The following is a 21,959-nucleotide window of genomic DNA, read 5'->3' on the forward strand; positions in this document are numbered from 1 at the left end:
GTCAACAAAAGTGAATTAAAAGAGAGGAGTGGTACAAAAGATTAACTAAACTAACCTTTTGTACCACCCTCTCGAACCTCTTACTTTAAAATATCATGGTCAACATAACGCTCTCCATTTATTTCACTGATGATATTAATCGCTACTGCTGCACCATTTCCAGCTGTTACGATAGTATGGACACTTACTCCAGCAATTGTTCCAGCCGCCCAGATCCCTTTGATGTTCGTACGACCTTCATTATCAACTTCTACGTTGTTTTTAATTCTAGGTTCTGTTCCTGGAATCACTTTCACACCAATTTTTTCGGCGAGGTCCGCTAGCGCACCTGTCGCTAATAATACATGTTTTGCTTGGTATTCCTGGTTATCAGCTTGAACTGTAAGACCTTCGTTAGTAGAAGTAATATTCTCTACAGTCGCTTCTACAATCTCTGCACCAAATTTAATAGCTTGCTTTTTACCTGACTCCACTAGCTCAGGTCCAGCTACTTCATTGACACCGTAATGATTCTCAACCCATGCTCTTTGAGTCATTCCTTTTCCGTTATCCAACACTAACGTTTTTTTACCTGCCTTTGCCGCAAAAATGGCAGCGCTTGCTCCTGCTGGTCCAGCACCAATAATAACTACATCATACATAATAAAACCTCCACTTTTTGTTTGTTATCTATTTCCGTTATATTTAAAGAGCCTTTCCTTAAATATAAGTGGGATCCTGTTGGTTGTTATAGCAACTAATACTCGGAAAGAATTACTGCATTTTTTGCACATTCGCATTCATCTTATCAAGTATCTTTTCCATTTGGTGGATTTCATCCAAGCTAATCCCCTGACAAACAATATCATTAAATTCTTCAGAAATAGGAATGATTTTTTCTCCAAGCTCTTTTCCCTGTGGTGTTAAGTAAAGCCTTATGGAACGGCGGTCATTGTTGCAATGGATACGCGTAATAAATCCTTTACTTTCTAAGTTAGATGCCATTCTGGCTATATTCGTTTTATCTTTACTTAACTTTTCCACCAATTGATTCTGGTTTAAACCATCTTTTTCCCATAAAAGCATCATAATTAAATTTTGCTCAGGCGCTAAATTAAATGGTTCTAACTTTGATTTAATGAAGCTAGTGAGGTTCAAATCCGTCTTGTGTATTTTAATACTGATATAATCTTGAAACGTTAACTTCATAGCCAATGCCCCTCACTGCTAATTTTAGTTGCTATACATACCAATTATATGTAATCATAAATCAAAATGTCAAACGATAAGGAAACTTTCCTGTTACTGTATACAAATTAAATAGTCTCACAGTCTTCATTCACTAATAGCTAATAATGTATCTAAAATTCTCGAGTGTATCTTCCTTTAAAGCAGGTACTCTATTGGTATGGTCCAGATAACTATATGTAAATTTAAACAAATGACCAAAATCCCATTCTATCCCTTCGTAATCCTTTTCCCAAAAAGATTTTTCAAACGGCAATGCATTTGCTCTCTGCTTCTGAAACAAAGGTAATTTATCCACAGGAGAGACGAGTTTTATTGAAGTTACATCTGTTATCTCTTTGGATTTACGTAGAGCTTTCACAAGTTGCAATACTGGAAATAAGCCCTTATGGAATAAAGAATGATGTCCAAGGTCGTATATCACATTCAAAGCATGAGAGTAAGTAAGCATATGACCTATCAAATCATGGTGCGCCTCTGCTTCATAAATGGTTTGAAACGTTGCTAGTTCTTTTAATATAAATTCAGACAAATCAACTGGAGTGAGAATGCTTGGGATTTTATCGTCTTTAGTAATTTCCATATTCTTAATGTCTTTGGCTGTATATCCTATCCAAGAACGACCTGGAATGGTTCCCTTAAAAGAGAGAATCAACTGGACTATTTTATCAATACTTTCTTCTCCCCAACTTCCAAGTTCTCTTATCGCCAGTAAGCTGTATGCCGTGTAGATGACATGATGCCCAACCCAATGAAGCTGTCCTATCGTTTCTTCCAAGGCGTCTACTATTTTTCTTTCGGCAACCGTATAGTCTACCCCCGTTGTAAAATGAACTTGTGAAAGCGAATGTTTTTCAATCATTTTTTCGGATTGGCTAATAATACGGTCAACGGATTCTTGTGAAAACGTAAAATCTTTTACTAAATAATAACTTGCAATTGCTGCCGCACCAAAATGAGCGTGCCAAATATCCCCTGTATCATCCTTACATTGCGAAATAATTGAAAGACCTTTTCTTACTAAATCACTACTCATTTTACTCTCCTTTTTTGTGATTCCCATACTTACTTCAATACATACAACTCTATTTCTTACATATCTCCTACAATTCAATCCAAAATCTTTTGATTACATTTCCGTTTTCTTCTATAAAGTCTTTATCGGAAATGCCTCCATTTTTGATAATTGTTTTGAACGACGCAATATTTGTTTCATCACAAACTATCAATGCTTTTTTAATTCCTAGCTCGTTTGCCTTTTCAAGCGACAATGATAACAGCTTAGTCGCATATCCTTTTCTTCTTTCAGATGGACGAATGCCGTAACCAATGTGCCCCCCTCGAGTCAGCAAAAAAGCCGATAGCTGATGTCGTATATTCACAACTCCAACTATTTTTTTATGATTTGTAAGTAACCAGTACGTAGAATCAGGAACCCATCCATCTGGAAGGTTTATCCCCTTTTCGTGGTCTTGTATCGACTGTATCATTTCCTCAAAGTTTGCTGGGTCCTTTTCAATCACCCAGGGTATCATTTCTTCTCCACTATCTAGCCATTCTTGGTAAAATGAAAGATAATCTTCCTTAAGTGAAACTGTCGGTTTAACTAAATACACCATTCACATTGCTCCTATAACATGACATCGTTAAAACTCTTCATACACCGCTGGATCTTGATTGTTAATCCTGCCGTCCGGGCGAGATAAACCTGAGATGAGACTCATTTCTTTATCGTTTAATTCAAAATCAAAAATTGATATGTTTTCTAGCTGTCTTACAAGTGAAGAAGATTTAGGAATGGAAATGGCTCCAAGCTGAAAATGCCAGCGTAAAATCACTTGTGAAATGGATTTGTTATGATTTTCTGCAATTTGTTGGATTACGTTGTTTTGTAATACATCATTCGCCCGAGCCAACGGACTCCATGATTGTGTCGTAATTTCATGTGCTTGATGCCATGTTCTTTGTTCTTCTTGATTAAAAAATGGATGCAATTCGATTTGATTTATACTTGGTTTTACACCTGTCTCCTTCTCCAAACGTTCAAGGTATTCAGGTAAGAAATTACAAACACCGATCGACCGTATATAGCCTCGTTTCTTTGCTTCAATTAATGCTTGCCATGCTTCAACATAATTGTCTTGAATAGGATTGGGCCAATGAATTAAGTAAAGATCATAATAATCGAGATTCGCTCGATATAACGATTCTTCCACAGTCATAAGCGCTTTATCAAATTCCTGATAGCGCCCTGGTAATTTGGAAGTAATGATAAGTTCGTCTCTTGGTACCGTACTCCGTCTTACCGCCTCTCCCACCGTTCCTTCATTCTCATAATTATAAGCTGAATCCAAAAGGCGATACCCGATTTCATCAATAGCGTTTTGGATTTCAACTGCACCTTGATGACCTTTCATTGTATATGTACCTAATCCAATAACAGGGATTGTTACTCCGTCATTTAATGTTATTTCAGGAATTTTTTGTTTCATTTTCATTCACTCCTTTTTCATATCATAGTGCCATCACGGTATATCTATTTTAAGATTTGGTAAGTACGTCCACAGTTTTCCGTAAATAACCTATTTCCATTTCGTTAAATCAAAACGAGCGATTTCCTCATTTTCAACTCGAACTACTAACGTTGCCTCTAGAGCATTTTCTACTAGCCTATCCATTTCTTCTTGTGTAGGGGCTAGTTGTATTTCATCATTCACTTCTATCGCTCCTAAATCAAAATGAAAGTTGTAAACACCAATTTGATTTGGGTCGATAAATGGATTTGTAGCTGTTCCTCTCCCCAGTCCTCCTTGACCATTATCCTCAAAAAAGTTAAAACCTATCGTTTCTTCTAAAATCTTAACCAATTTTTCACTTGGTTCTATCGATAGTTCGATTCCATCCTCGTAGGAATAACTGTCTTCTCTAAGCTTTTCCATACCGCCAATGGTCTTCTTGCTATTATTTTTCAAAACAAACTCATAATTCAAGGACTTAAGTTGTATTTCATTTGGACCAGATACATTTTCATCTCTTTCTTCAACAGTTGCCTTTGTTAATTCTAGTGGATCCTGAGAGGCACATCCTATTAAAAGTATGATAAGTATCGATAGACTTAGAAAAATTTTCATCATGTTCCCCCTGTTTTACTTACTTCCACTCTTTTGAAAAGTGGTTGATGAATAAGATATCGTCTTGATAATGGTCAAGATGCCCTTCTTTTATCATCTTCAGAAATGCATTATCGCCTTCTGCTGCCTTTCTTTTCATTGTAGTACAAAGTGCTTCCAAGCGACGAATAACTATTTCAAAGATGTTATCTGGAACGATCTCTCCATATGCTTCAAAAAACAGGTGTATTCTTTGTTTTATTACACTAGCATGCTTTTTTGTGTCATAATCGACTTTTTCACCTTGCTCCGAAAGGATAAATCTACTTAATGGAACACATGTGTATAGTGTATAAGCGATATCCCAAATCCTTGGTCCAGGCGCAGCTACATCAAAATCAATGAGCCCTACTGGTTTTTCTTCATTAAAGATGATGTTATACATAGCAAAGTCATTATGACATAACACGTCTACTTGATTAGGCGTGTTATCTAATGGTTCCCAATCAGCAGGAATCGGAAAATCACTAACAGCCTCATGATAAGCGCGTTGCATTTTCGCAATTTTTGTTAATACCTCATCACTCCACATGTAACTCATTAGAGGATAATGTCCTGCCTCACCCTCAATATAGGAAAGAATCTCTCTGCCTTTCTCATCAACCCCTAAAAATCTAGGCGAATACGAAAAACCTTTGTTTTCTAGATGTTTCAATAAAAGGTGGATTCTATCACTCTCCGGCTTCATCTCTCTTCGAACGTTATTTCCTGCTCGATACACATTGGAGACATTTCCACCAGTTAACATTTCTTCATTTGATTGGTTTGGCATCCTTCTATACTCCTTCTTCTTCTTTTTATACAATTAGAATGTTCGGTTTTTATTTTTAAATGGCTTTCTAGAAATGGTCGTTCTTGATACTCGATCAACTCATTTGACCTACAACCGTTTTTGCCACACCAAAGTATTCCCTAATTAAATAATTTACTTTCACAAAAAAAGGAGAGTCTCCCCCTACTCCATAGCACTCTAGCCCTAATTCTTTTCCAATCATCTTAGCGCGGAGGATATGGTAATCACTTGTGACAATGGTTACCGTTGAATTCTCTCCCCCTAGTTCTTTCATTATCTCCTTGGAAAATCCAATGTTTTCATACGTTGATGTTGAGCGGTGCTCATAATAGATTCGTTTTTCGTCTATCCCTTGCTCTAAAAGGTAGCGCCCCATCGCTTCTGCTTCCGTTATCCACTCACCTGGCCCTTGACCTCCAGATACAATAACAGGTACATCCTCGTGTTGATTAAGATAATCAACTGCTGCTACTAATCTACCTTCTAATGTTTTCGATAGTTGATCCCCGTGTAAACCAGCTCCAAGGATTATCACATAATCAACGTTTTCATGATTAGTATGCTTGCTTGATTGAATTTCATGAATGATAAAGCCTTCTATTACCAAAAAAGACAAGATAAATAATAAATAACCTATCGTTATCAAGCGATTCGCTATTCTAAACAACCGATTCCCACTTGAATGATAAAGGTTATAAGTTCCCTTAATCGCAAAAACTGTTAGAATATTTGCTAGAATAAACAAAACTCCAAAACTACGACCAAACACAATGAGTAATGCCATTCCAGTTATAATGAGGAAGAAAGTGCCTAGCCTCTTCTTTGTTCGTATCCTTAAATCCATAGATAAACCCCTATCTTATCTGCTATCATTTTCTGTTCTATACTAAGAGGATAAGATAAATCGTACATACCATAATCTAAATCCAATCTCATTATCAAAATCCTTATAACAAATTTCTACATTTCTTTTAATTTTCCTTTATTTGTATTCTTTAATTATTTTACTTCCTATGAAAAATCATTTCTTCCGTTTCTACAAATCCTATCGATTTATATAGTCTCTTCGCCTTGTCGCTAGCTAATAGACGAATAGTGTGAATGTCTCTGGACTCAAACCATTGCAGCACTTCATTTGTTACTTTTTTGGCATAACCTTGATTTCTATATGGCGGCTCTACATATACATCTCCAATAAACCCATATTGAGGGTTTTTATAAAAACAATACGGTAAATCCTCTTTTATAAACCCACCAGCACAAGCCACAATTCTATCATTTTCTTCAATGACAAAATGAATGGCCTTGTCCTTGGTATACAAATCATGATATGTGGTTACCACTGATTCGATAAAATCATATCTTATCATGTGGTCCATCCCAACTTCTTTAAACATATCTAGTTTTCGTAGTGCTATTGTTCGTATATCTGATTTTATCGCTTTTCTCACCAAGTCATCGCCCTCCGATTAATTATTTAGTAGCTATTAACCAGCAGTTTTTTTCTCTATAGTGCGTAGGAGATTGACCGGTATGCTTTACAAAATGTCTATAAAAATGAGATCCATCTTTGTATCCTACTTGTTGCATGATTTCGGTTACTGGCAACAACGTATTATGTAATAATGTACTTGCTACTTCCATTCGAATGTTTGTCAAATAGGCTATGACCGATTGCCCTGTATGTTTTTTAAACTGTTCATTTAAAGATGTTCTGTTCGTTTGATACATTTTGGCTAAATCATCAAGTTTGATTTTCTCTTGGTAATGAACATGTAGATAATAAAGCAACGAATTAATTTGTTCTTGTTCGACTCGAGATATTTCTGGAGAATGTGTAACATAATTGCTGTTTTTACATTGATAGATAAGATAAAGGGAAGATAAAACATATGAACGCGCAAGGCAAGGCCAATGCTTTGGTTGTGTATGGAGAACTTGTTGGATCGCTTCAAAATGACTTGAAATTAAACTGGCAGTTGCAGGTTCTAAATAAATCCCTTCACACGAGGTCGTTTGTCGGTCAAACAGCATACGTAAGCTCCACTTATCTTGACAGTCCGTTATTGTAAAACCTTCGTCGTCAGATTGAAAATCAAACGTGAATTTGTGATTGATAACACTTGGATGAAAGTATATCGTCCTGGCCTTAATTGTCGACCCTTGAATAAGCTCGATGGTTTCATTTTCATTAAGACAAATCATGGATGGTGTCATAAGAGGATAAATTTGGTTGCCATTCAAGACAACAATTCCTGTACCAGATTCAATAAGAACGAGTCGATAACGACTTGATGCTTGTTTAACACCAAGCTCTCCTTGCATACTTTGATACTTCATCAGAAATATAAAATCGTTCTTTTCACCGCCTACTGTGACCCAATTCATTGTACATCCCCCGCTTTTTCATACTCTTCCCCCATTATACCTAACAGCTGTCATCTTGTATTAGTGTGTTTTGTCACAGGACTATTTACTTATATCAACCAAATACATATATCATATTTAGTTTTTTCCTAACTATTAGTATAATTAATTCAACACTTTGAAAGTGAAAGGTAATTTACTTATGCCTCTAATCAAACATGAAATTTATATCCATGCACCTATCGATGTTTGTTTTGACCTTGCGAGAAACGTGGATATCCACACAAAGACAACAAGTAAAACAAAGGAAAAAGCAGTTGCTGGCGTTACAGAAGGATTGCTAGAAAATGGCGACACCGTTACGTGGGAAGCTATCCATCTAGGAGTAAAACAAAGAGTAACAGCTAAGATAATTGAAATGGAAAAACCGTATAATTTTACAGATGTTATGGTAAAAGGAGCATTTCAGTCATTTACACACACACATGAATTTAAAGAAAGTGGTACTGGAACGATTATGTTTGATACATTTTCTTATACATCTCCTTTTGGTATTATTGGTGTGCTTGCTGATAAGTTATTTTTAGAAAAATATATGAAGAACTTTATTGTGGACCGAGCAAAAGCACTAAAAACAATGGCAGAAAGAAACGAAGGATTTAAGTCATAAAATAAGGGCGGGGAGGTAAGGAATATGAAGAAACCGGGAACGCTATACTTTTTCTGTGGAAAAATGGGTGCAGGAAAATCAACCCAATCAAAAAAAATGGCAATAGAAAAACATGCGGTACTCTTGTCTGAGGACGAATGGCTCTCATCTCTTTATCCCAATCAGATTACATCATTTGAGGATTATATAAGATTCTCATCGCAGCTGAAGCCGTTGGTGAAAAAGCATGTCCAAAACATATTAAGTGTTGGTACAGATGTAGTGATGGATTTTCCAGCTAATACTCAAAAACTGCGAAAGTGGTTTTGGGATATGGCGTCAGAGTTAAACGCAAGCCATCAACTAATCTTCCTTAATCTAAATAACGACCAGTGCTTACGCCAAATTGCACAAAGGCGTAACGAACAACCTGAAAGAGCAGCTTTTGATACGGAAGCGGTGTTTAATCAAGTTACTAAATTTTTTGAAGCACCAGAAGCATCCGAAGGTTTAAATATTTTGGAGGTTAGCGGAAAAGAATGAGATTCGTGTATATAGAGTAGCTACATTCTGTTTCAGGTAGCTACTCTATTTGGTATAAAATGAAATGTGAGTAAGAAAAGCTTCATTTGTATATAGATGCGCAGTTCCTCTTGTTTATTATTTCTTCTTCACTGGAATCATCATCGTAAATTCAGGTTCAACATCATAAGGATCCTGCTCCATCGGATACTCTTCGAAGTGGGTTAGTCCATATGCATAATCACCTTCAAATCCTTGCTGGTCAATCCATGTATATAGGTTCGTGTATGATTGAGAGATGTTTTCCCCTTTCATATGTTTACAGCAGGCATACGTAAGAGAGGGAACTGTCACAACAACCATTCCATCTGGTATAGGTGCTTCTGAGCCAACTTCTACCACTGAATAATGAGTAAATCCTTCTTTCCCTGGCATTGCGTGAAAAGACAACCCTAATAATTGGTCAGGATTTACCGTCTGTGGAATTTCGTTTATTCTCAGTTTTATTTGTTGTTGAATGGCTCGAATTCCTCCCGCTTTGGCTTCAGCAAACGTTCCTTCCCATTTTAATCCGACCGCTTTGAACGAATTTTTTGTGATGAGTTTCGTTTCGTTTCCTTTAGTCATTTCCATTATTTCACCTCTTCACTAATGATTACCATTTATTTCTACAATAGTGAAATTGTTTCCTGTTATTTGTGAAAAATGTATGATAAACACATCTAAAGTAGTATAGCTTGAACACTTTTACAAATAATGAAAGGGAAATCATACTGGAGGTGTTCAACATGGAAAAACAACCAAACACTAAAAAAGGAATAAAACCACAACCATACGTTCCAAAAACCTCTGACAATGTGAAAAAACAACAAAAATCCCAACCTGCCCAACAAGATGGGTTCCGCTATGATTATGACGATTCCATCTAAAACAGAAATTAGAGTGTGGACAAAATAATGTTTTAGGATTTGTTCCAGGCTCTATTCTATGAGCGTAACCGCCACCAACTAAAAAAAGTCCCGTTGTGTATTTCTGACAACGGGACTTTTGGCGAGTTTAAACTATTGTTTAAACATTTCTTTCACAAGGAAATATCCTCGTAACACTTGGGCCAAATATTCATGAGGTGTCGTCTCTACCTGACCATATCCTTTTAACGTATATAGGTGAGTGGCATTTGGCAACTCTCTTTTTAATTGCTTACGTAAGCTTTCACCAGAATCATCGGCATCTACAAGGATATATACATCTTTATCCTCAATCGGTAAAATCAGATTTTCAAGTTTTTCGGCACTTAGCGTTCCATACGTACAAACGATATCTACATCTTCCTCTAACACTTGCTTTACTCGCTTCCGGTCATTGGTGCCTTCTACAATCAACACTTTTTCATCCATGCTACTCACCCTTTACTTCGATGTCCGTTATCTATATTCAGAAGTTGATATTTTACAACTTAAAAAAGAGATGTAAGTAAAAGTTTGTTGATTCAAGCCATTATTTATACAGCCAAAAAAGAAGAGCATGTCCAAGATAAGCTACGATTTGATACAGCATTTCTTAAATTTTTTCCCACTGCCACATGGGCATAACTCGTTTCTTCCTGTCTTTTTATAGCTATTGATATCAACTACCTTATTATTGGTCGTAGGCTTCATGGAAAAAGGTGCTGTGGGTAAAGGCTGTAGATGCTTCTTTTCTTCATGAAATAGTTCTTTCGGTTTATGTCCCTTAAGCACCCACATTCTCGTACTATTATGGATATTCATTAGTTTTTCCGTGATCTGCTCCATGAATTTAAATGATGGAATTTCAAAATGTTCTTGTAAATAATCCATCATTTCTGTTGGAGAAGCTTCTGTATTAACCTTTACTGTGATATCAAATACAATATCTTCAATATCAGCTTTTGTAAGTGTGAAATGTTGCTGCAATAATTTAATAAATTGCTTTATCTCTGGCGTTGTTTCAACAAAGTCTTGTTGCCCGGCTTCAAGCAATTGCTTTTTCGTAAATGGATAGAAGCTTAGGTCATTGCGACGTTGTTGCTCTTCTGCTAAAAGAGTAGAATTCTCGACCCTGTAATCCTCAAACCCATTTAACACAGGAATGATTTGCTCGTAATATTTGGCTGCAAAAAGTAACGCATCAAGAAACTCATTTACTGGTACATCCTTGTCTGTATATTTTTTCATCAGTTTCATTAAATTATGAATGTCTAAAAATCCATAATAGTAAAGCATACCATGTGTAAGTGTAATCCATTCTGTATTGCGACGAACAATCGTTTCTAATTCTGGTCCATCATTTTCCGAAAAGACCTTCTTTATTTCTTCTGTCATATATAAGCCAGGTTTTCCCTGATACTCTCCCGGAAAAACCAACAATAAGTCTTGAAGGTATTGTACTTTTTGTAGTTCTATATTTTCCGTGTCGGTGTGATAAAAAGAATGTTTCACTACTTTTTTTACTAAAGAATATGCCTCAACGTCTAGTTTAACTATATTTTCGCTAATTGTAGCTGGAATTTGTTTAACTAACTCTACAATCAGGTCTTTCTTATTTAATTGACTTACGTTTTTAATTCCAAGGTTTTTACGAATTTTATCAAGATCTGTTTTTGTTACTAAACTAAGTTCATCCGTAAGATAACGAGGAAGACTCACCTTCTTCAACCATTTCTTCATCATTCCCTCTTGTTCCATAAGAAATGCTTCTAGGATTTCTTCTAGTTCCTCGTCGGTTTTCCCACTTTTTTGGTATCTCATTACTTTCTCCTCCGATACATTAGACCTCACCTCTCATTGTAAACAACATTAGCAAAGTTGAACACAAAATAGATAAATTTGCTTTAAATATTTATAGGTTCTTTTCTCAAAGATTGATGCTCTAGCTATTGGTCCGCTCCAATTGCAACAAAGTTTACTGGAATTTAAAAAAACAAAAAAGCCATATTGATGATATGACTTTAAAGACCTTATATTCAACTAAAACCATTTGTTTAGCACGAGGTGTGAACTAACTATTTATCGATTATTTTCATTTCATTAAAAGGATAAAAAACAATATTTGTTGTTCCTACAACCTGTTCTATTGGAATCGCCCCTATTTCACGACTATCCTTACTATATGGCCTGTTATCGCCCAAAACAAATAAATGTCCTTCTGGAACTACATCACTGCCCACAGCCGTTTCTCTTAATGTGAACGTACCCGTTAGAGGTCCCATAACATCTTGTTTTAATTCCTCTAAATACGGTTCATCGAAAGGGATATCATTGATATACAATGTATCATCTTTAAACTCAATGCGGTCTCCAGGTAATCCAATTACCCGTTTTATGTAATCCTTACTCTCTGTTGGTGAGTGAAATACAACGATATCAAACCTTTTGGGTTCACCTATTTTAGTTACAATCATTCGGTCATGGCTTTGCAAAGTTGGTTGCATTGACGCACCATCAACTACAATTGGGCTAAATAGAAAGGTACGAATAATAAAAGCTAAAGCAATTGCAATAAAAAGTGCTTTCATCCAATCCCAAGTCTCATATTTATTTTTTGCTTTTTCCAATTTCTTTTCATCTCCCTTGATTTATTAACACTTCGTCAAATCACATTATCACTTAGATAAAACACAAACTATAAGTATAACTAAACAGCCCTTTCATTGAACAAGCATCTTACAATAATTATAATGTGAGCAGTAATTATTTTCCATCTTTTTATTTGTTTTAACCACAAACATTACAAACAGATCGTAATAAAGAAGTCCACCAAGGTACTTTCACCTTGACTGGACTTCTACATACATACCTTATTTCTTTCCTGCTCTTAAAAATCGATAGTAAGCCTTCATTGATTTTCTGTAAGACAAGGTAATCATGAAAACTTTACTATTATTCATGAAAAAACGAGGTAATTCATGAAAACAAGCCATAACGATTCATATTTGCTAATTCTTTAACATGAGCTTCACCTTAAATAGGTCACCGTCTACCTCAATTTCTAATTCTCCTTCGTGTAGGTCTATGATTGACTTGGCGATGGCCAGCCCTAGACCTGAACCTTCTGTATGACGTGAGGTATCGCCGCGTTTAAACCGTTCAAGCATTTCTTCCGTGTTGCCACCTAGTTCATATTTACTAATGTTTTTAAATGTGATGATTACTGAGTTCTTTGTATCTTCCACTGAGATGTATACCCGTGTGTTTTCAAGTGAATATTTAAGGATATTACCAATCAGATTATCAAAGACACGCCATAGCTTTTGACCATCAACTGTGACAACAAGAGGATGTTCAGGTTTATTCACTCTCCATTCTAATGTTGATTTTTTTATGGTTTCGTCATACTCGGCCAGTGCTTGCTGGAGTAGCTGGCAAATATCAACCGCTTGTTTTTGGAGCTCTATGTTTCCACTTGTCATTTTTGATACTTCAAACAAATCATCGATTAAGGATTTTAAACGTTTTGATTTCCGGTCAATAATTTGTATATAGTTCTGACGCTCTTCCTCGTCTACCTCCTGATTTTTTAACAACTCGGTATACGTAATAATAGAGGTTAAGGGGGTTCGTAAATCATGTGATACATTGGTAATTAATTCTGTTTTCAGTCGCTCACTTTTTACTTGTTCGTTTTCTGACGCTTTCAAACTTTCTTTAATCGCATTGAGATGAGCAGCATGTTGCGCAAGTACTGAGCGCCCCTTTACAGGCAATTCATCCATACAATCTCCATGATGGAGCTTTTTAGCGTAATTTAAAATTTGATTAAAGTAACCTACTTGCTTAATCACCGCAAATCCGATTGTAATTCCTATAACAAAAAGGAAAATTAGGTAGAATAGAAAAAGTTCCAACTCTATAGACGAGATTCCCAGTCCTACACCACATGCAAATACAAGCAGGATTATAATCGAAAATTGTGTACCAACGCGACGGTTTAAAAACAGTTGGCTTATTTGAGAAAAAAATCGTTGAAGGTAACTTTTATTCCATTCTTCCTTTAAAACATGAGTATCCTTTGCACTTTCTTTAAGGTACATCCCTTGAATGTAGAGTAACCCAAGAAAAGGAGCAACAAACATGAATTTCATAATTCTAGTAATTTCATAACTAATGTCATAATAGAGGTAAGAATAACTACTATCGACAATAAGTGGGATAGCAAAGATGAATGTAAGAACTAGTAGTATAAATCTTACATCTATCGAAAATCTATGATAAAAGGTTCTCCATTTTTCTAGAAACGATGTTCGAATTTCCTTTGTTTTAATGTAAAAAAATAAGAATAGGAACACCGATAAAATGGTTATAATCGAATATACGATAAAAAAGAGTTGTCTATCTTTAAAATGATAATATTTTTCTACGATAAAATTGTTCGATGAATTCAAAACAGCCACTTCACCAGTAAACATTTTTGGTTTTTGGTTAATTTGTATTTCATTTCCTAATTCATCATAAATTGCAACTTGGTGAGCTTGAATAGGTGGAAACGTGGTAGATGGATACTTTTTTAGAAAGAGTACATTCTCATTTTTAGGAATTCCAGTTGGTTCAGGTGAATCTAGATTAGTAAAAATCTCACCCGTAACATTATCCTTCAAAAAATACGTAAAATCCAATTCGGAAGTTTGACGATGTGTTTTTTCTCTCTCTACTTCACGCAGATAGTTTTCTACAGTGTTTCTTTTTTCCTCTAAAATCTTTTCTCTGACATAGTCATCATCGTTAAAAATTTTGGTTATGTCTTCTATTTTTTTTTCTTGTTCTTCCATTAGTAATTTCGTATCTTGCTCACTAATTACTTCTGTCTCAAAAAGAAACTCATATTCGCTTCTAATTTGATGGATATAATCAGCAAAGTGACCAATGGTATCTCGATAATTTGATATTTCATTTTCACTAACTGTTAGTTCTCCCACTATGTTTTCCAGCACCAAAGGTTGGATTTCATATTCTATCAACTGCGTAAAGTAATAAAGCTCATCCTCAAAATCTTGAGTTTCAAAATAATCTCCCTTTATTAAAGTGGGTCCATCATTTATCATCGTTAAGACTCCACCTAGACCAAATGTAAATAAAACGAGTAACGTGCCAAGGATAATTCTATTTTTCCATTTTGTAGCCAACTCCCCATACCACCTTTACGTATCTTGGATTTTTCGGATCAATTTCAATCTTTTCGCGGATTTTCCGGATATGAACAGCCACTGTATTTTCAGCGTTATACCCTGGTTCATTCCAGACTAATTCATAGATTTGAGTAATAGAATAAACTCTGCCCGCATTGGTCATTAATAACTCTAGTATCTTATATTCAATCGGAGTAAGCTTGACATGCTCACCGTGTAACTTCACTTGTTTTGCAGCTGACTCAAGTGTGAGACCATTAATCTCAATAACTTTTTCACCTTTATCATATGTACCTAATGTCACGTATCGGCGCAGCTGTGATTTGACACGAGCCAATAGCTCTAGTGGGTTAAATGGTTTACTCATGTAATCATCGGCACCCACCTGTAATCCTAGTATTTTATCAATATCTTCTGTTTTTGCACTAAGAATAATAATTGGGATGTTTTTCTTTTCTCTTATTTTCAGAGTCGTTGTAATACCATCTAACCGCGGCATCATCACATCTAGTATGACGAGATGGATTTCATGTTGCTGAAGCTTTTCGATCGCTTCTATACCATCACTAGCTTTTATTGCATCTATTCCTTCGTTTTTCAAATAGATTTCAATGCCATCTCGAATTTCTTTTTCATCATCTACAACGAGTACCGTGTACTTGTTCACTATAATCACCCCATCCTATTTATACCATATCTATCCAAAAATACTAGATAGCAAATTAGTGGTGGCAATGAACTTCTGTCCAATGCTTTCGTACCACTACTATGACTGAAGAAAACGCCATTACAATGACTAGACCTATGCCAAGTTCATAGAGATGCGACCCTATTACTTCAATCTTTGAGCCAAACCATTTCCCGACTAGAAATAACGTAAGTGTCCAGACAAAGGCAGTACCGTATGAGTAGCGCGCAAAGCTAGGAAACGAAAAACGGTGGACTCCGATTACAAAAGGAACGAGATGACGAACAATCGGTAATACATAACAAAAAGCTGTTGCATACGTGCCATACCTATGAACAATGTAAGTTGCTTTCGACACGATAGGTGTCACTCTTTCAAATTTGGTTAGCCGTGTCATCAAACGATGTCCACAGGTCCTACCTAGTAGAAATAAAATCGTAGCATTTAAAGTCACCGTACCATAGATAATAAGAAACGTTAGTACTGGGTTCAAATAGGTGGTTTCTGAAAGAAATCCCCCTGTCATTACTACTACTTCATTTGGTATTGGTAACCCGAGTAAACAAATATAAAAGGACAAAAACAAAGTCACATACCCAGACTGGTTAATGAGTTCTACAAACCCGTTACTATCCACCCTAATCCCTCTTCTCTTTTATTCATACACTGATTGTATCTAGTAAAAATAAAGAATTACGTACTGAAAATCTTATGAATTTCTTAAGATTCTTTAAAATAATAAGCCAACCTTTTAGAGCAGCCCTGAGCCATTGCCAGGCCACACTCTCTTCAATAAAGATTTCGTTTTTTATATAGCTGTTCTCTCAAAGCTTGTTGCTCTAGCTTTGGACCTATACGAAAACAGCCTTTTATAAAGATTTTTTTACATTAATAGATAGGAAAAATATTACTTTATGTCGAATGACTATACTAACAAATAAGCGCTCAACTCTTTACAGGATAAAAAGTACGTAAAAACCGATAATGGGGGAAAAACTATGAAAGTACCTAAAGTTTTATTAACTGTGAGCGTAACAATTCTAGCCATTTTTACCGTCGTTGGATATATGTTTTTCGTTGAGGGGCATTATGTACCGGCAGATACACTTTTTGTTAACGAAGTAACCGTTTCAGATGAAAACATCTTAATAGACGGAGCAACGATTAGCAGTGGAAATGGTTTTAGTAAGCATAGCTATTTTATTGAAGATGGAAATCTATACGTTAAGTTAAAATATAGCATCGTAAGTAGATTTAACCCTGGTGGTGATTTTAAAGTATTTATTTCTGAGTCGACCGAAGACATTGCTAAAATTTATATTCAAGGACTCGAAAAGGACGATAATGAATTGGTTTGGGAAAAGCAATAATTTAGACAAGCAACCATTCCTCAATAATCAATCAGTTGAGGAATGGTCTTACCTGCTTGAAAACTCTATCTCAAGCCTATCTTTTCTTTTATTTCTTGTAAAAATGGTTTGCTAATGGCTCTTGCCTTTTCTGCGCCTTCTTCTAGTATCGCTTCTATCTTTTTAGGCGAAGCCATAAGTTCTTTGTACGTTTCGTACGGTTCTTCTAAAAATCGATTCATCACAACATACAATTCATGTTTTGCCTCTCCCCACGAGATTCCTCTTCCATATCGCTCTTGCATTTGTACAATTTCCGCTTCACTCGCAAACTCTTTGTAGAGCATAAACAAAATCGATGTTGTCGGGTCCTTCGGAGAATCTGGCGGCAAAGAATCTGTCTTTATTTTATTAATGCGTTTTTGTAATTCCTTTGGTTCACAAAATAAAGGAATCGTATTATCATAACTCTTACTCATCTTTCTCCCATCTAATCCAGGTAAAACAGCGGTGTCTTCTTCAATTTTGGATTCGGGTAACACAAACGTGGGACCATAGATTTTGTTAAAGCTTTCGGCAATGTCCCTTGCTATTTCCACATGTTGCACTTGGTCTTTGCCAACTGGGACAATGTCTGCTTTAAACATCAGCATATCTGCTCCCATTAAAATCGGGTACGTGTATAGGCCAATATGAATGCCCTCATCTATTTTTCTACTGTTGCTATGATTTTCATCGACTAGGGCTTTATACGCATGAGCACGGTTCATAAGCCCTTTCGCCGTAAAACAAGCTAAAATCCAGTTCAGTTCAAAGATTTCAGGAATATCTGACTGACGATAAAATATCGCTTTGTTTACATTAAGTCCTAAGGCAATCCATGTAGCCGCACTTCCATATGTTAGCTGTCGTAACTCACTTCCATCATGAATTTTCGTAACACCATGAGCATTTGGTATAAAGTAGGTAGGTTGATAGTCAGCCACCTTCGCTAAAGCTAATGCCGGTTTTATCGCACCAATGTAATTACCAACATGAATGTGCCCCGTTGGTTTTATTCCGGTTAACACTGTTTTTTTCATCTTTTTTCCTCCTTTTAAATAGGAAACACAAAAAAGGCTACTTCATCCGTAAAAAGGACGAGTAACCCGTGGTGCCACCTTCATTCGTTTATTTAATCATAAACGCACTTTATCCGTACGGAAGCGATCATGATTCTTCGATACGTAGTCTTTTGTAACGGTAAGACATCCGCTAGACCTACTATCTGTTCAGCCTAGAAGCTCAGAAGCCCATTCAACCTTCTTCCTGTACTGATTCACACCAACCATCAGCTCTCTTAAACATTCAAAAAGTTTACTCTTCTTCATCATCGCTTAGTTTACATTTATTTCTTTTATCGTAGACTGCAGTGCCCGAAAAATCAAGTAGACTTCGAAAAATAAGGCTATTGTCTTATTACCTGTGGGAAGAAGAACAGAAATACATACCAACTCACACCGTTCAATGATGACAAGATTAATCTGTACTGTTAGGTATTGATCAATTTACCAATATAAGGTATTATATAATCAGCTTAGAAATAAGCAAGTTCCTGACACGAAAGGAGATGTGTTTTAATGACAACTATTTATATGGTGATTTTGTCTTAAAACTGAATAGCAGGCATACATGAAAAAAAGCGGGTAAATCCCCGTATTATTTGGTATGCCATCCGAAGTAACCTTTCGTGAATATTGCTGTTTGCAAGATACGATGATGAAGGTCGTATCATTTTTGCGTCCTAATGCCGCGTGACAGCAGCTTCTTTAGAGGCTGCTTGTCCGTGGCATTTTTGCGTTCAAAAAAACAACATTAAAAAGGAGCTAACAAAGAACATGATTGATTTAAAAACTTATGGTTACACAGAAATACAAGAAATACCTGACGATGTATTGCCTGGCAGAGTGACGGAGCTTCAACGAGATCAATTTACGGTCATGACCGAGCGCGGCGAAGTAAAGGCAGTGCTCAAAGGTGTATTTTATCATAACGCACAAACGCGAGAAGACTTCCCGTGTGTTGGTGATTTTGTCTTGCTGGACTACAATGAAAGCGGAAGTTCTCTCATCGTCAAGGTATTGCCTCGTCGCTCTAAGTTCTCACGCGCTGATTACTCAGGACATGATGCAGATTATGCCAAAACCGTGCTAGAGCAGGTCGTCGCTACCAACTTTGACTATGTGTTTATCCTTTCTTCGCTGAATTGGGATTTCAACGTTTCCCGCATCATGAGATATGTTACACAAGCTAGACAAAGTGGCGGACAGCCGGTAGTCATTTTGACCAAGGCAGACCTCGTTGAAGATTATCATCACCCCATCACAGAAGTCGCACAAAGCATACCTGATGTGCCAGTTCACGCGGTTTGCAGTCATACAGCCCTAGGGCTGAACGAACTCGGTACCTACTTGATGCCTGGCAACACAGTTGTCTTTCTCGGCATGTCTGGCGTCGGAAAATCATCTCTGCTTAATGCTTTGATGGAAGAGGATGTAATGAAGGTTCAAGCGATTCGCGAGGTAGACAGCCGCGGGCGACATACAACTACGCACCGTCAGCTGTTTATGCTCCCATCTGGGGCCATGGTCATTGATACTCCTGGTATGCGTGAGCTTGGGCTCTTTGATGCGGAAGACGGCATTCGTGCAGGCTTTAGCGATGTCGAAGATTTATTCACGCAATGCCGATTTACCGATTGTCGTCACCAAACCGAGCCGGGATGTGCCGTTCTCAACGCACTTACTGACGGTTCGTTACTCCAGGAACGGTGGGATCAATATGTTGCCCAGCAGCACGAGAATATGTATGTCCAAGATAAAGCGAGCTACCTCATCGACAAGAGGGCTCGAGGCAAAACGACCGCCATTTGGAGCAAGCAAAAAAAGAAAAATGGAGGTTGGAAAAAATGAATATTAACCTTGAAACACTATCCCTTGCCTTAAGCAAACAATTAAAAAAAGATATCCTATCTGCGGATTACAAAAGCACCCCGTTGCAGGGTGGAACTGTCGGAAACGTACTTCTCGTAACAGGAAATGTCGAAACCACTGATGGCGAAAAATTACCTTACCGTATCGTGCTAAAGATCCAGAAAAAGTGGGAACGTTTTGGTGACCCAAACTCATGGCGTCGGGAATTTGACCTTTATCAGTCTGAGCTAGGAACAACTTTTACCGATAGTATTCGCTGGCCGATATGTTATCACGCTGAAATCAATGCCGAAGAAAGTGAGTTTCAATTATGGTTAGAATATATTGATGGAATAACCGGTTTAGACTTAACTGGTGACATGATTGAAATGGCTGCACTGGAGTTAGGACGATATCAGGGCAAGCTGTATGTTGAGCAGCCCACCTTGTTGCAGAACCTGCCCAACCTGAGCCACGCCGATCTAATGAAGGAGACGTATCTGCATTATCGATCATGGCCGGTCGTCTACGATTATATACGTTCAGAGGACTGCGAATTCCCAAGTCATGTTAGGCAAATGCTCATCGACATCGATGAGCACGCAGACGAGATACTTGAACGAATTGAAAAGTTGCCCCTCGTGCTATGTCATCGGGACTTCTGGATAACCAATCTTATTTTTACCGATGAAAAAATTAGACTAATAGACTGGGATACTAGTGGATGGGGTTATCTAGGAGAAGATCTCGCAGCCCTAATCGCGGATGAAGCGGATATCGAGCACATGGTCGAATATTACCAGCGATGCGTCCCCGCCTATTACAAAGGCTTTTCGGAATACGCAAATATATCTCATAACGCTGATGATTGCGTCTACGAGATGATCCTTCTTTTATTTGGGTATCGGCTTGTGGAGTGGTTTCTCCATACAGAAGATACTAACGAGAAGACGAAGCATGTTCTAACGCTTCAAAAAATCTATGAAATGAAAACTAGCCCTATTCTAGGTTGACTTTAGTAAAGAGACTCCGAAAACCCCTCAATGCATTGGGTTTTCGGAGTTTTTAGCATTATACTATTTCTTTTTTTTTACGATTCGTAATCCTTCTCTTTTACTTAAGCTTGAAAGCTTGTCTTCATGAGCGGAGACAAAAGCAACTACTGAACTAGGATTCGTCTTAGAGTACTCTCTAAGAGCCCAACCAATTCCCTTCTGGATAAAGAACTCCTTAGACTCAGCACATTTGAGGATGTACTGATAAAGCAACCTCTCATCAGTGTCTGCCTTATATTTTAATTGAAATAAGATGGCACTTCTCTGTAACCAGATGTTTTCCGAGTTCATCCACTTGTTCGTGAAGGGTAAAATAAGATGTGGATACATTTGAAAAAAATTTCCTACTAAACGAGTCGCAATCCAATCCACTGAATCCCACCATGATTTACTTACTATCAAGTCCTCAAGTAATTGAATGTCCCTTTCCTTCCACCTCTTCATACTCCGCTCTAGTAGGTCTAACGCAACCATTTGGCATTCGCGCTCTGGTAAATCCCAGAGCTCTTTTATAACATCATGATAGATATCTTCAGGTGGATAGCCTTCCTTTTTAACAAAAACTTTTACAATTTCTTTTCGTTTTGGCGATTTAATTCCAAAAAAGACATATTGGTCTCGCATGTACTTTTTCATCTGCATGGCATCATCACGATTCTCATGTTGAGCCAATAAAGCATGTAACTGAATAGTGTAATCTCGCACAGTGTTCCTCCCTTCCACTAGCTATTCCTTCCACTTCACGATAAACGGGTAGAATAAAGATAGAGTTAATGTTAGTAACAGGATGAAAATCGCACTTTCCAACATGCTTAGCCCTAGCTTGTCTGCTGTAAATAACCCAAGAATCGCTGTTAGGTAACTAATACTATGAACCCTGAACTTAGTAGATAATGATAGTGGATGTTTCTGTTGACAATGTTCGCATTGGACATCCCTTAATTTCCATAACGACTTGTATAATTTGCTCCATGTAAACGAGCGCTCACATGAACGGCACGATGCTAACTTCATTGTAATCTCCTTAACAAATCTAAATATGTATT

At 37.0% G+C, this 21,959-nt stretch carries 26 protein-coding genes and 1 other annotated feature; of the genes, 6 read left to right on the top strand and 20 right to left on the bottom strand.

The features are described from left to right. Positions 1-80: 80 nt before the first annotated feature. The 10 genes from BK585_RS12880 to BK585_RS12925 all read right to left on the bottom strand — a co-directional run bounded on the left by BK585_RS12880 (position 81) and on the right by BK585_RS12925 (position 7,578). Positions 81-641, bottom strand: coding sequence for an FAD-dependent oxidoreductase (locus BK585_RS12880; RefSeq protein ID WP_078553809.1), 561 nt, complete (start codon positions 639-641; stop codon positions 81-83). A gap of 112 nt (positions 642-753) precedes the next feature. Next, complete coding sequence (locus tag BK585_RS12885) at positions 754-1,188, bottom strand: MarR family winged helix-turn-helix transcriptional regulator (protein WP_078553810.1); 435 nt, start codon at positions 1,186-1,188, stop codon at positions 754-756. Between the two features lie 133 nt (positions 1,189-1,321). After that, positions 1,322-2,263, bottom strand: a complete 942-nt coding sequence (locus BK585_RS12890; protein WP_078553811.1) for a hypothetical protein — start codon at positions 2,261-2,263, stop codon at positions 1,322-1,324. Between the two features lie 67 nt (positions 2,264-2,330). Continuing rightward, positions 2,331-2,846, bottom strand: coding sequence for a GNAT family N-acetyltransferase (locus BK585_RS12895; protein ID WP_078553812.1), 516 nt, complete (start codon positions 2,844-2,846; stop codon positions 2,331-2,333). 27 nt (positions 2,847-2,873) lie between these two features. Continuing rightward, positions 2,874-3,719, bottom strand: coding sequence for an aldo/keto reductase (locus tag BK585_RS12900; RefSeq protein WP_078553813.1), 846 nt, complete (start codon positions 3,717-3,719; stop codon positions 2,874-2,876). A 90-nt stretch (positions 3,720-3,809) separates the two neighbouring features. After that, on the bottom strand, positions 3,810-4,358 hold the full coding sequence (locus BK585_RS12905; RefSeq protein ID WP_078553814.1) for a hypothetical protein: 549 nt from the start codon (positions 4,356-4,358) through the stop codon (positions 3,810-3,812). Positions 4,359-4,377: 19 nt separating this feature from the next. After that, positions 4,378-5,169 carry a phosphotransferase gene (locus BK585_RS12910; RefSeq protein ID WP_078553815.1) on the bottom strand — a complete coding sequence of 264 codons (792 nt, stop codon included), beginning with the start codon at positions 5,167-5,169 and terminating at the stop codon, positions 4,378-4,380. A gap of 94 nt (positions 5,170-5,263) precedes the next feature. Next, positions 5,264-6,034, bottom strand: coding sequence for a YdcF family protein (locus tag BK585_RS12915; RefSeq protein ID WP_078553816.1), 771 nt, complete (start codon positions 6,032-6,034; stop codon positions 5,264-5,266). Between the two features lie 160 nt (positions 6,035-6,194). Next, positions 6,195-6,641: a GNAT family N-acetyltransferase gene (locus BK585_RS12920; protein WP_139367559.1), complete on the bottom strand. Its 447-nt coding sequence runs from the start codon at positions 6,639-6,641 to the stop codon at positions 6,195-6,197. Between the two features lie 22 nt (positions 6,642-6,663). Continuing rightward, positions 6,664-7,578, bottom strand: a complete 915-nt coding sequence (locus BK585_RS12925) for an AraC family transcriptional regulator (protein WP_078553818.1) — start codon at positions 7,576-7,578, stop codon at positions 6,664-6,666. Between the two features lie 181 nt (positions 7,579-7,759). On the opposite strand from BK585_RS12925, the gene BK585_RS12930 reads away from it, so the two are divergent. Together BK585_RS12930 and BK585_RS12935 are read left to right on the top strand one after the other, a co-directional pair. After that, positions 7,760-8,227, top strand: a complete 468-nt coding sequence (locus BK585_RS12930; RefSeq protein WP_078553819.1) for an SRPBCC family protein — start codon at positions 7,760-7,762, stop codon at positions 8,225-8,227. A gap of 24 nt (positions 8,228-8,251) precedes the next feature. Beyond that, positions 8,252-8,749 (top strand): P-loop nucleotide/nucleoside kinase family protein, encoded by a 498-nt coding sequence (locus BK585_RS12935; protein WP_078553820.1) that lies wholly within the window; start codon positions 8,252-8,254, stop codon positions 8,747-8,749. 117 nt (positions 8,750-8,866) lie between these two features. Here BK585_RS12935 and BK585_RS12940 read toward each other — a convergent pair whose 3' ends face one another. Further along, positions 8,867-9,361, bottom strand: coding sequence for a GyrI-like domain-containing protein (locus BK585_RS12940; RefSeq protein WP_078553821.1), 495 nt, complete (start codon positions 9,359-9,361; stop codon positions 8,867-8,869). Positions 9,362-9,516: 155 nt separating this feature from the next. Here BK585_RS12940 and BK585_RS24050 point away from each other — a divergent pair, with 155 nt between their 5' ends. After that, positions 9,517-9,657 carry a hypothetical protein gene (locus BK585_RS24050; RefSeq protein WP_170885580.1) on the top strand — a complete coding sequence of 47 codons (141 nt, stop codon included), beginning with the start codon at positions 9,517-9,519 and terminating at the stop codon, positions 9,655-9,657. Positions 9,658-9,789: 132 nt separating this feature from the next. On the opposite strand, the gene BK585_RS12945 is transcribed toward BK585_RS24050, so the two are convergent. The 6 genes from BK585_RS12945 to BK585_RS12970 all read right to left on the bottom strand — a co-directional run bounded on the left by BK585_RS12945 (position 9,790) and on the right by BK585_RS12970 (position 16,195). Then, a complete protein-coding gene (locus BK585_RS12945; protein WP_078553822.1) occupies positions 9,790-10,125 on the bottom strand; it encodes a toprim domain-containing protein in 336 nt (111 codons plus the stop codon). A gap of 141 nt (positions 10,126-10,266) precedes the next feature. Then, a complete protein-coding gene (locus BK585_RS12950) occupies positions 10,267-11,496 on the bottom strand; it encodes a YecA family protein (RefSeq protein WP_078553823.1) in 1,230 nt (409 codons plus the stop codon). 254 nt (positions 11,497-11,750) lie between these two features. Beyond that, positions 11,751-12,302 carry a signal peptidase I gene (gene lepB / locus BK585_RS12955; RefSeq protein ID WP_281248907.1) on the bottom strand — a complete coding sequence of 184 codons (552 nt, stop codon included), beginning with the start codon at positions 12,300-12,302 and terminating at the stop codon, positions 11,751-11,753. Positions 12,303-12,683: 381 nt separating this feature from the next. Further along, on the bottom strand, positions 12,684-14,867 hold the full coding sequence (locus tag BK585_RS12960; RefSeq protein WP_078553824.1) for a sensor histidine kinase: 2,184 nt from the start codon (positions 14,865-14,867) through the stop codon (positions 12,684-12,686). Beyond that, positions 14,845-15,537 carry a response regulator transcription factor gene (locus tag BK585_RS12965; protein WP_078553825.1) on the bottom strand — a complete coding sequence of 231 codons (693 nt, stop codon included), beginning with the start codon at positions 15,535-15,537 and terminating at the stop codon, positions 14,845-14,847. Before BK585_RS12965 ends, BK585_RS12960 begins: the two co-directional genes overlap by 23 nt. Positions 15,538-15,592: 55 nt before the next feature. Beyond that, entirely contained in the window at positions 15,593-16,195 is a 603-nt protein-coding gene (locus BK585_RS12970) for a DedA family protein (RefSeq protein WP_078553826.1), read from the bottom strand. 361 nt (positions 16,196-16,556) lie between these two features. On the opposite strand from BK585_RS12970, the gene BK585_RS12975 reads away from it, so the two are divergent. Continuing rightward, positions 16,557-16,928, top strand: a complete 372-nt coding sequence (locus tag BK585_RS12975) for a hypothetical protein (RefSeq protein WP_078553827.1) — start codon at positions 16,557-16,559, stop codon at positions 16,926-16,928. Between the two features lie 65 nt (positions 16,929-16,993). Here the strand turns inward: BK585_RS12975 and BK585_RS12980 are convergent, their stop codons facing one another. Then, positions 16,994-17,989 carry a tryptophan--tRNA ligase gene (locus tag BK585_RS12980; protein WP_078553828.1) on the bottom strand — a complete coding sequence of 332 codons (996 nt, stop codon included), beginning with the start codon at positions 17,987-17,989 and terminating at the stop codon, positions 16,994-16,996. A 50-nt stretch (positions 17,990-18,039) separates the two neighbouring features. Next, positions 18,040-18,289, bottom strand: a binding site (T-box leader). Between the two features lie 495 nt (positions 18,290-18,784). Between BK585_RS12980 and rsgA the strand changes: the two genes are divergently transcribed. Further along, positions 18,785-19,858: a ribosome small subunit-dependent GTPase A gene (gene rsgA, locus BK585_RS12985; protein WP_078553829.1), complete on the top strand. Its 1,074-nt coding sequence runs from the start codon at positions 18,785-18,787 to the stop codon at positions 19,856-19,858. Beyond that, entirely contained in the window at positions 19,855-20,871 is a 1,017-nt protein-coding gene (locus BK585_RS12990) for an aminoglycoside phosphotransferase family protein (protein WP_078553830.1), read from the top strand. Before rsgA ends, BK585_RS12990 begins: the two co-directional genes overlap by 4 nt. Positions 20,872-20,934: 63 nt before the next feature. Here the strand turns inward: BK585_RS12990 and BK585_RS12995 are convergent, their stop codons facing one another. Then, the gene (locus tag BK585_RS12995) at positions 20,935-21,618 is read right to left on the bottom strand and encodes a DNA alkylation repair protein (protein ID WP_245805832.1); all 684 of its coding nucleotides are present in this window, start codon (positions 21,616-21,618) and stop codon (positions 20,935-20,937) included. Between the two features lie 21 nt (positions 21,619-21,639). Beyond that, complete coding sequence (locus BK585_RS13000; protein ID WP_078553831.1) at positions 21,640-21,927, bottom strand: TIGR04104 family putative zinc finger protein; 288 nt, start codon at positions 21,925-21,927, stop codon at positions 21,640-21,642. Between the last annotated feature and the right edge of the window lie 32 nt (positions 21,928-21,959).

It is taken from the genome of Bacillus alkalicellulosilyticus (assembly GCF_002019795.1).
Lineage (GTDB): Bacteria > Bacillota > Bacilli > Bacillales > Bacillaceae_F > Bacillus_AO > Bacillus_AO alkalicellulosilyticum.

Bases quoted from the DNA above. Each gene is read 5' to 3' on its own strand.
- BK585_RS24050 (WP_170885580.1), top strand. From the start codon at position 9,517: ATGGAAAAACAACCAAACACTAAAAAAGGAATAAAACCACAACCATAC.
- BK585_RS12915 (WP_078553816.1), bottom strand. From the start codon at position 6,034: ATGGATTTAAGGATACGAACAAAGAAGAGGCTAGGCACTTTCTTCCTC.
- BK585_RS12880 (WP_078553809.1), bottom strand. From the start codon at position 641: ATGTATGATGTAGTTATTATTGGTGCTGGACCAGCAGGAGCAAGCGCT.
- BK585_RS13000 (WP_078553831.1), bottom strand. From the start codon at position 21,927: ATGAAGTTAGCATCGTGCCGTTCATGTGAGCGCTCGTTTACATGGAGC.
- rsgA (WP_078553829.1), top strand. From the start codon at position 18,785: ATGATTGATTTAAAAACTTATGGTTACACAGAAATACAAGAAATACCT.
- BK585_RS12945 (WP_078553822.1), bottom strand. From the start codon at position 10,125: ATGGATGAAAAAGTGTTGATTGTAGAAGGCACCAATGACCGGAAGCGA.
- BK585_RS12935 (WP_078553820.1), top strand. From the start codon at position 8,252: ATGAAGAAACCGGGAACGCTATACTTTTTCTGTGGAAAAATGGGTGCA.
- BK585_RS12975 (WP_078553827.1), top strand. From the start codon at position 16,557: ATGAAAGTACCTAAAGTTTTATTAACTGTGAGCGTAACAATTCTAGCC.
- BK585_RS12905 (WP_078553814.1), bottom strand. From the start codon at position 4,358: ATGAAAATTTTTCTAAGTCTATCGATACTTATCATACTTTTAATAGGA.
- BK585_RS12940 (WP_078553821.1), bottom strand. From the start codon at position 9,361: ATGGAAATGACTAAAGGAAACGAAACGAAACTCATCACAAAAAATTCG.
- BK585_RS12890 (WP_078553811.1), bottom strand. From the start codon at position 2,263: ATGAGTAGTGATTTAGTAAGAAAAGGTCTTTCAATTATTTCGCAATGT.
- BK585_RS12885 (WP_078553810.1), bottom strand. From the start codon at position 1,188: ATGAAGTTAACGTTTCAAGATTATATCAGTATTAAAATACACAAGACG.
- BK585_RS12910 (WP_078553815.1), bottom strand. From the start codon at position 5,169: ATGCCAAACCAATCAAATGAAGAAATGTTAACTGGTGGAAATGTCTCC.
- BK585_RS12895 (WP_078553812.1), bottom strand. From the start codon at position 2,846: ATGGTGTATTTAGTTAAACCGACAGTTTCACTTAAGGAAGATTATCTT.
- BK585_RS12900 (WP_078553813.1), bottom strand. From the start codon at position 3,719: ATGAAACAAAAAATTCCTGAAATAACATTAAATGACGGAGTAACAATC.
- BK585_RS12980 (WP_078553828.1), bottom strand. From the start codon at position 17,989: ATGAAAAAAACAGTGTTAACCGGAATAAAACCAACGGGGCACATTCAT.
- BK585_RS12930 (WP_078553819.1), top strand. From the start codon at position 7,760: ATGCCTCTAATCAAACATGAAATTTATATCCATGCACCTATCGATGTT.
- BK585_RS12990 (WP_078553830.1), top strand. From the start codon at position 19,855: ATGAATATTAACCTTGAAACACTATCCCTTGCCTTAAGCAAACAATTA.
- BK585_RS12925 (WP_078553818.1), bottom strand. From the start codon at position 7,578: ATGAATTGGGTCACAGTAGGCGGTGAAAAGAACGATTTTATATTTCTG.
- BK585_RS12950 (WP_078553823.1), bottom strand. From the start codon at position 11,496: ATGAGATACCAAAAAAGTGGGAAAACCGACGAGGAACTAGAAGAAATC.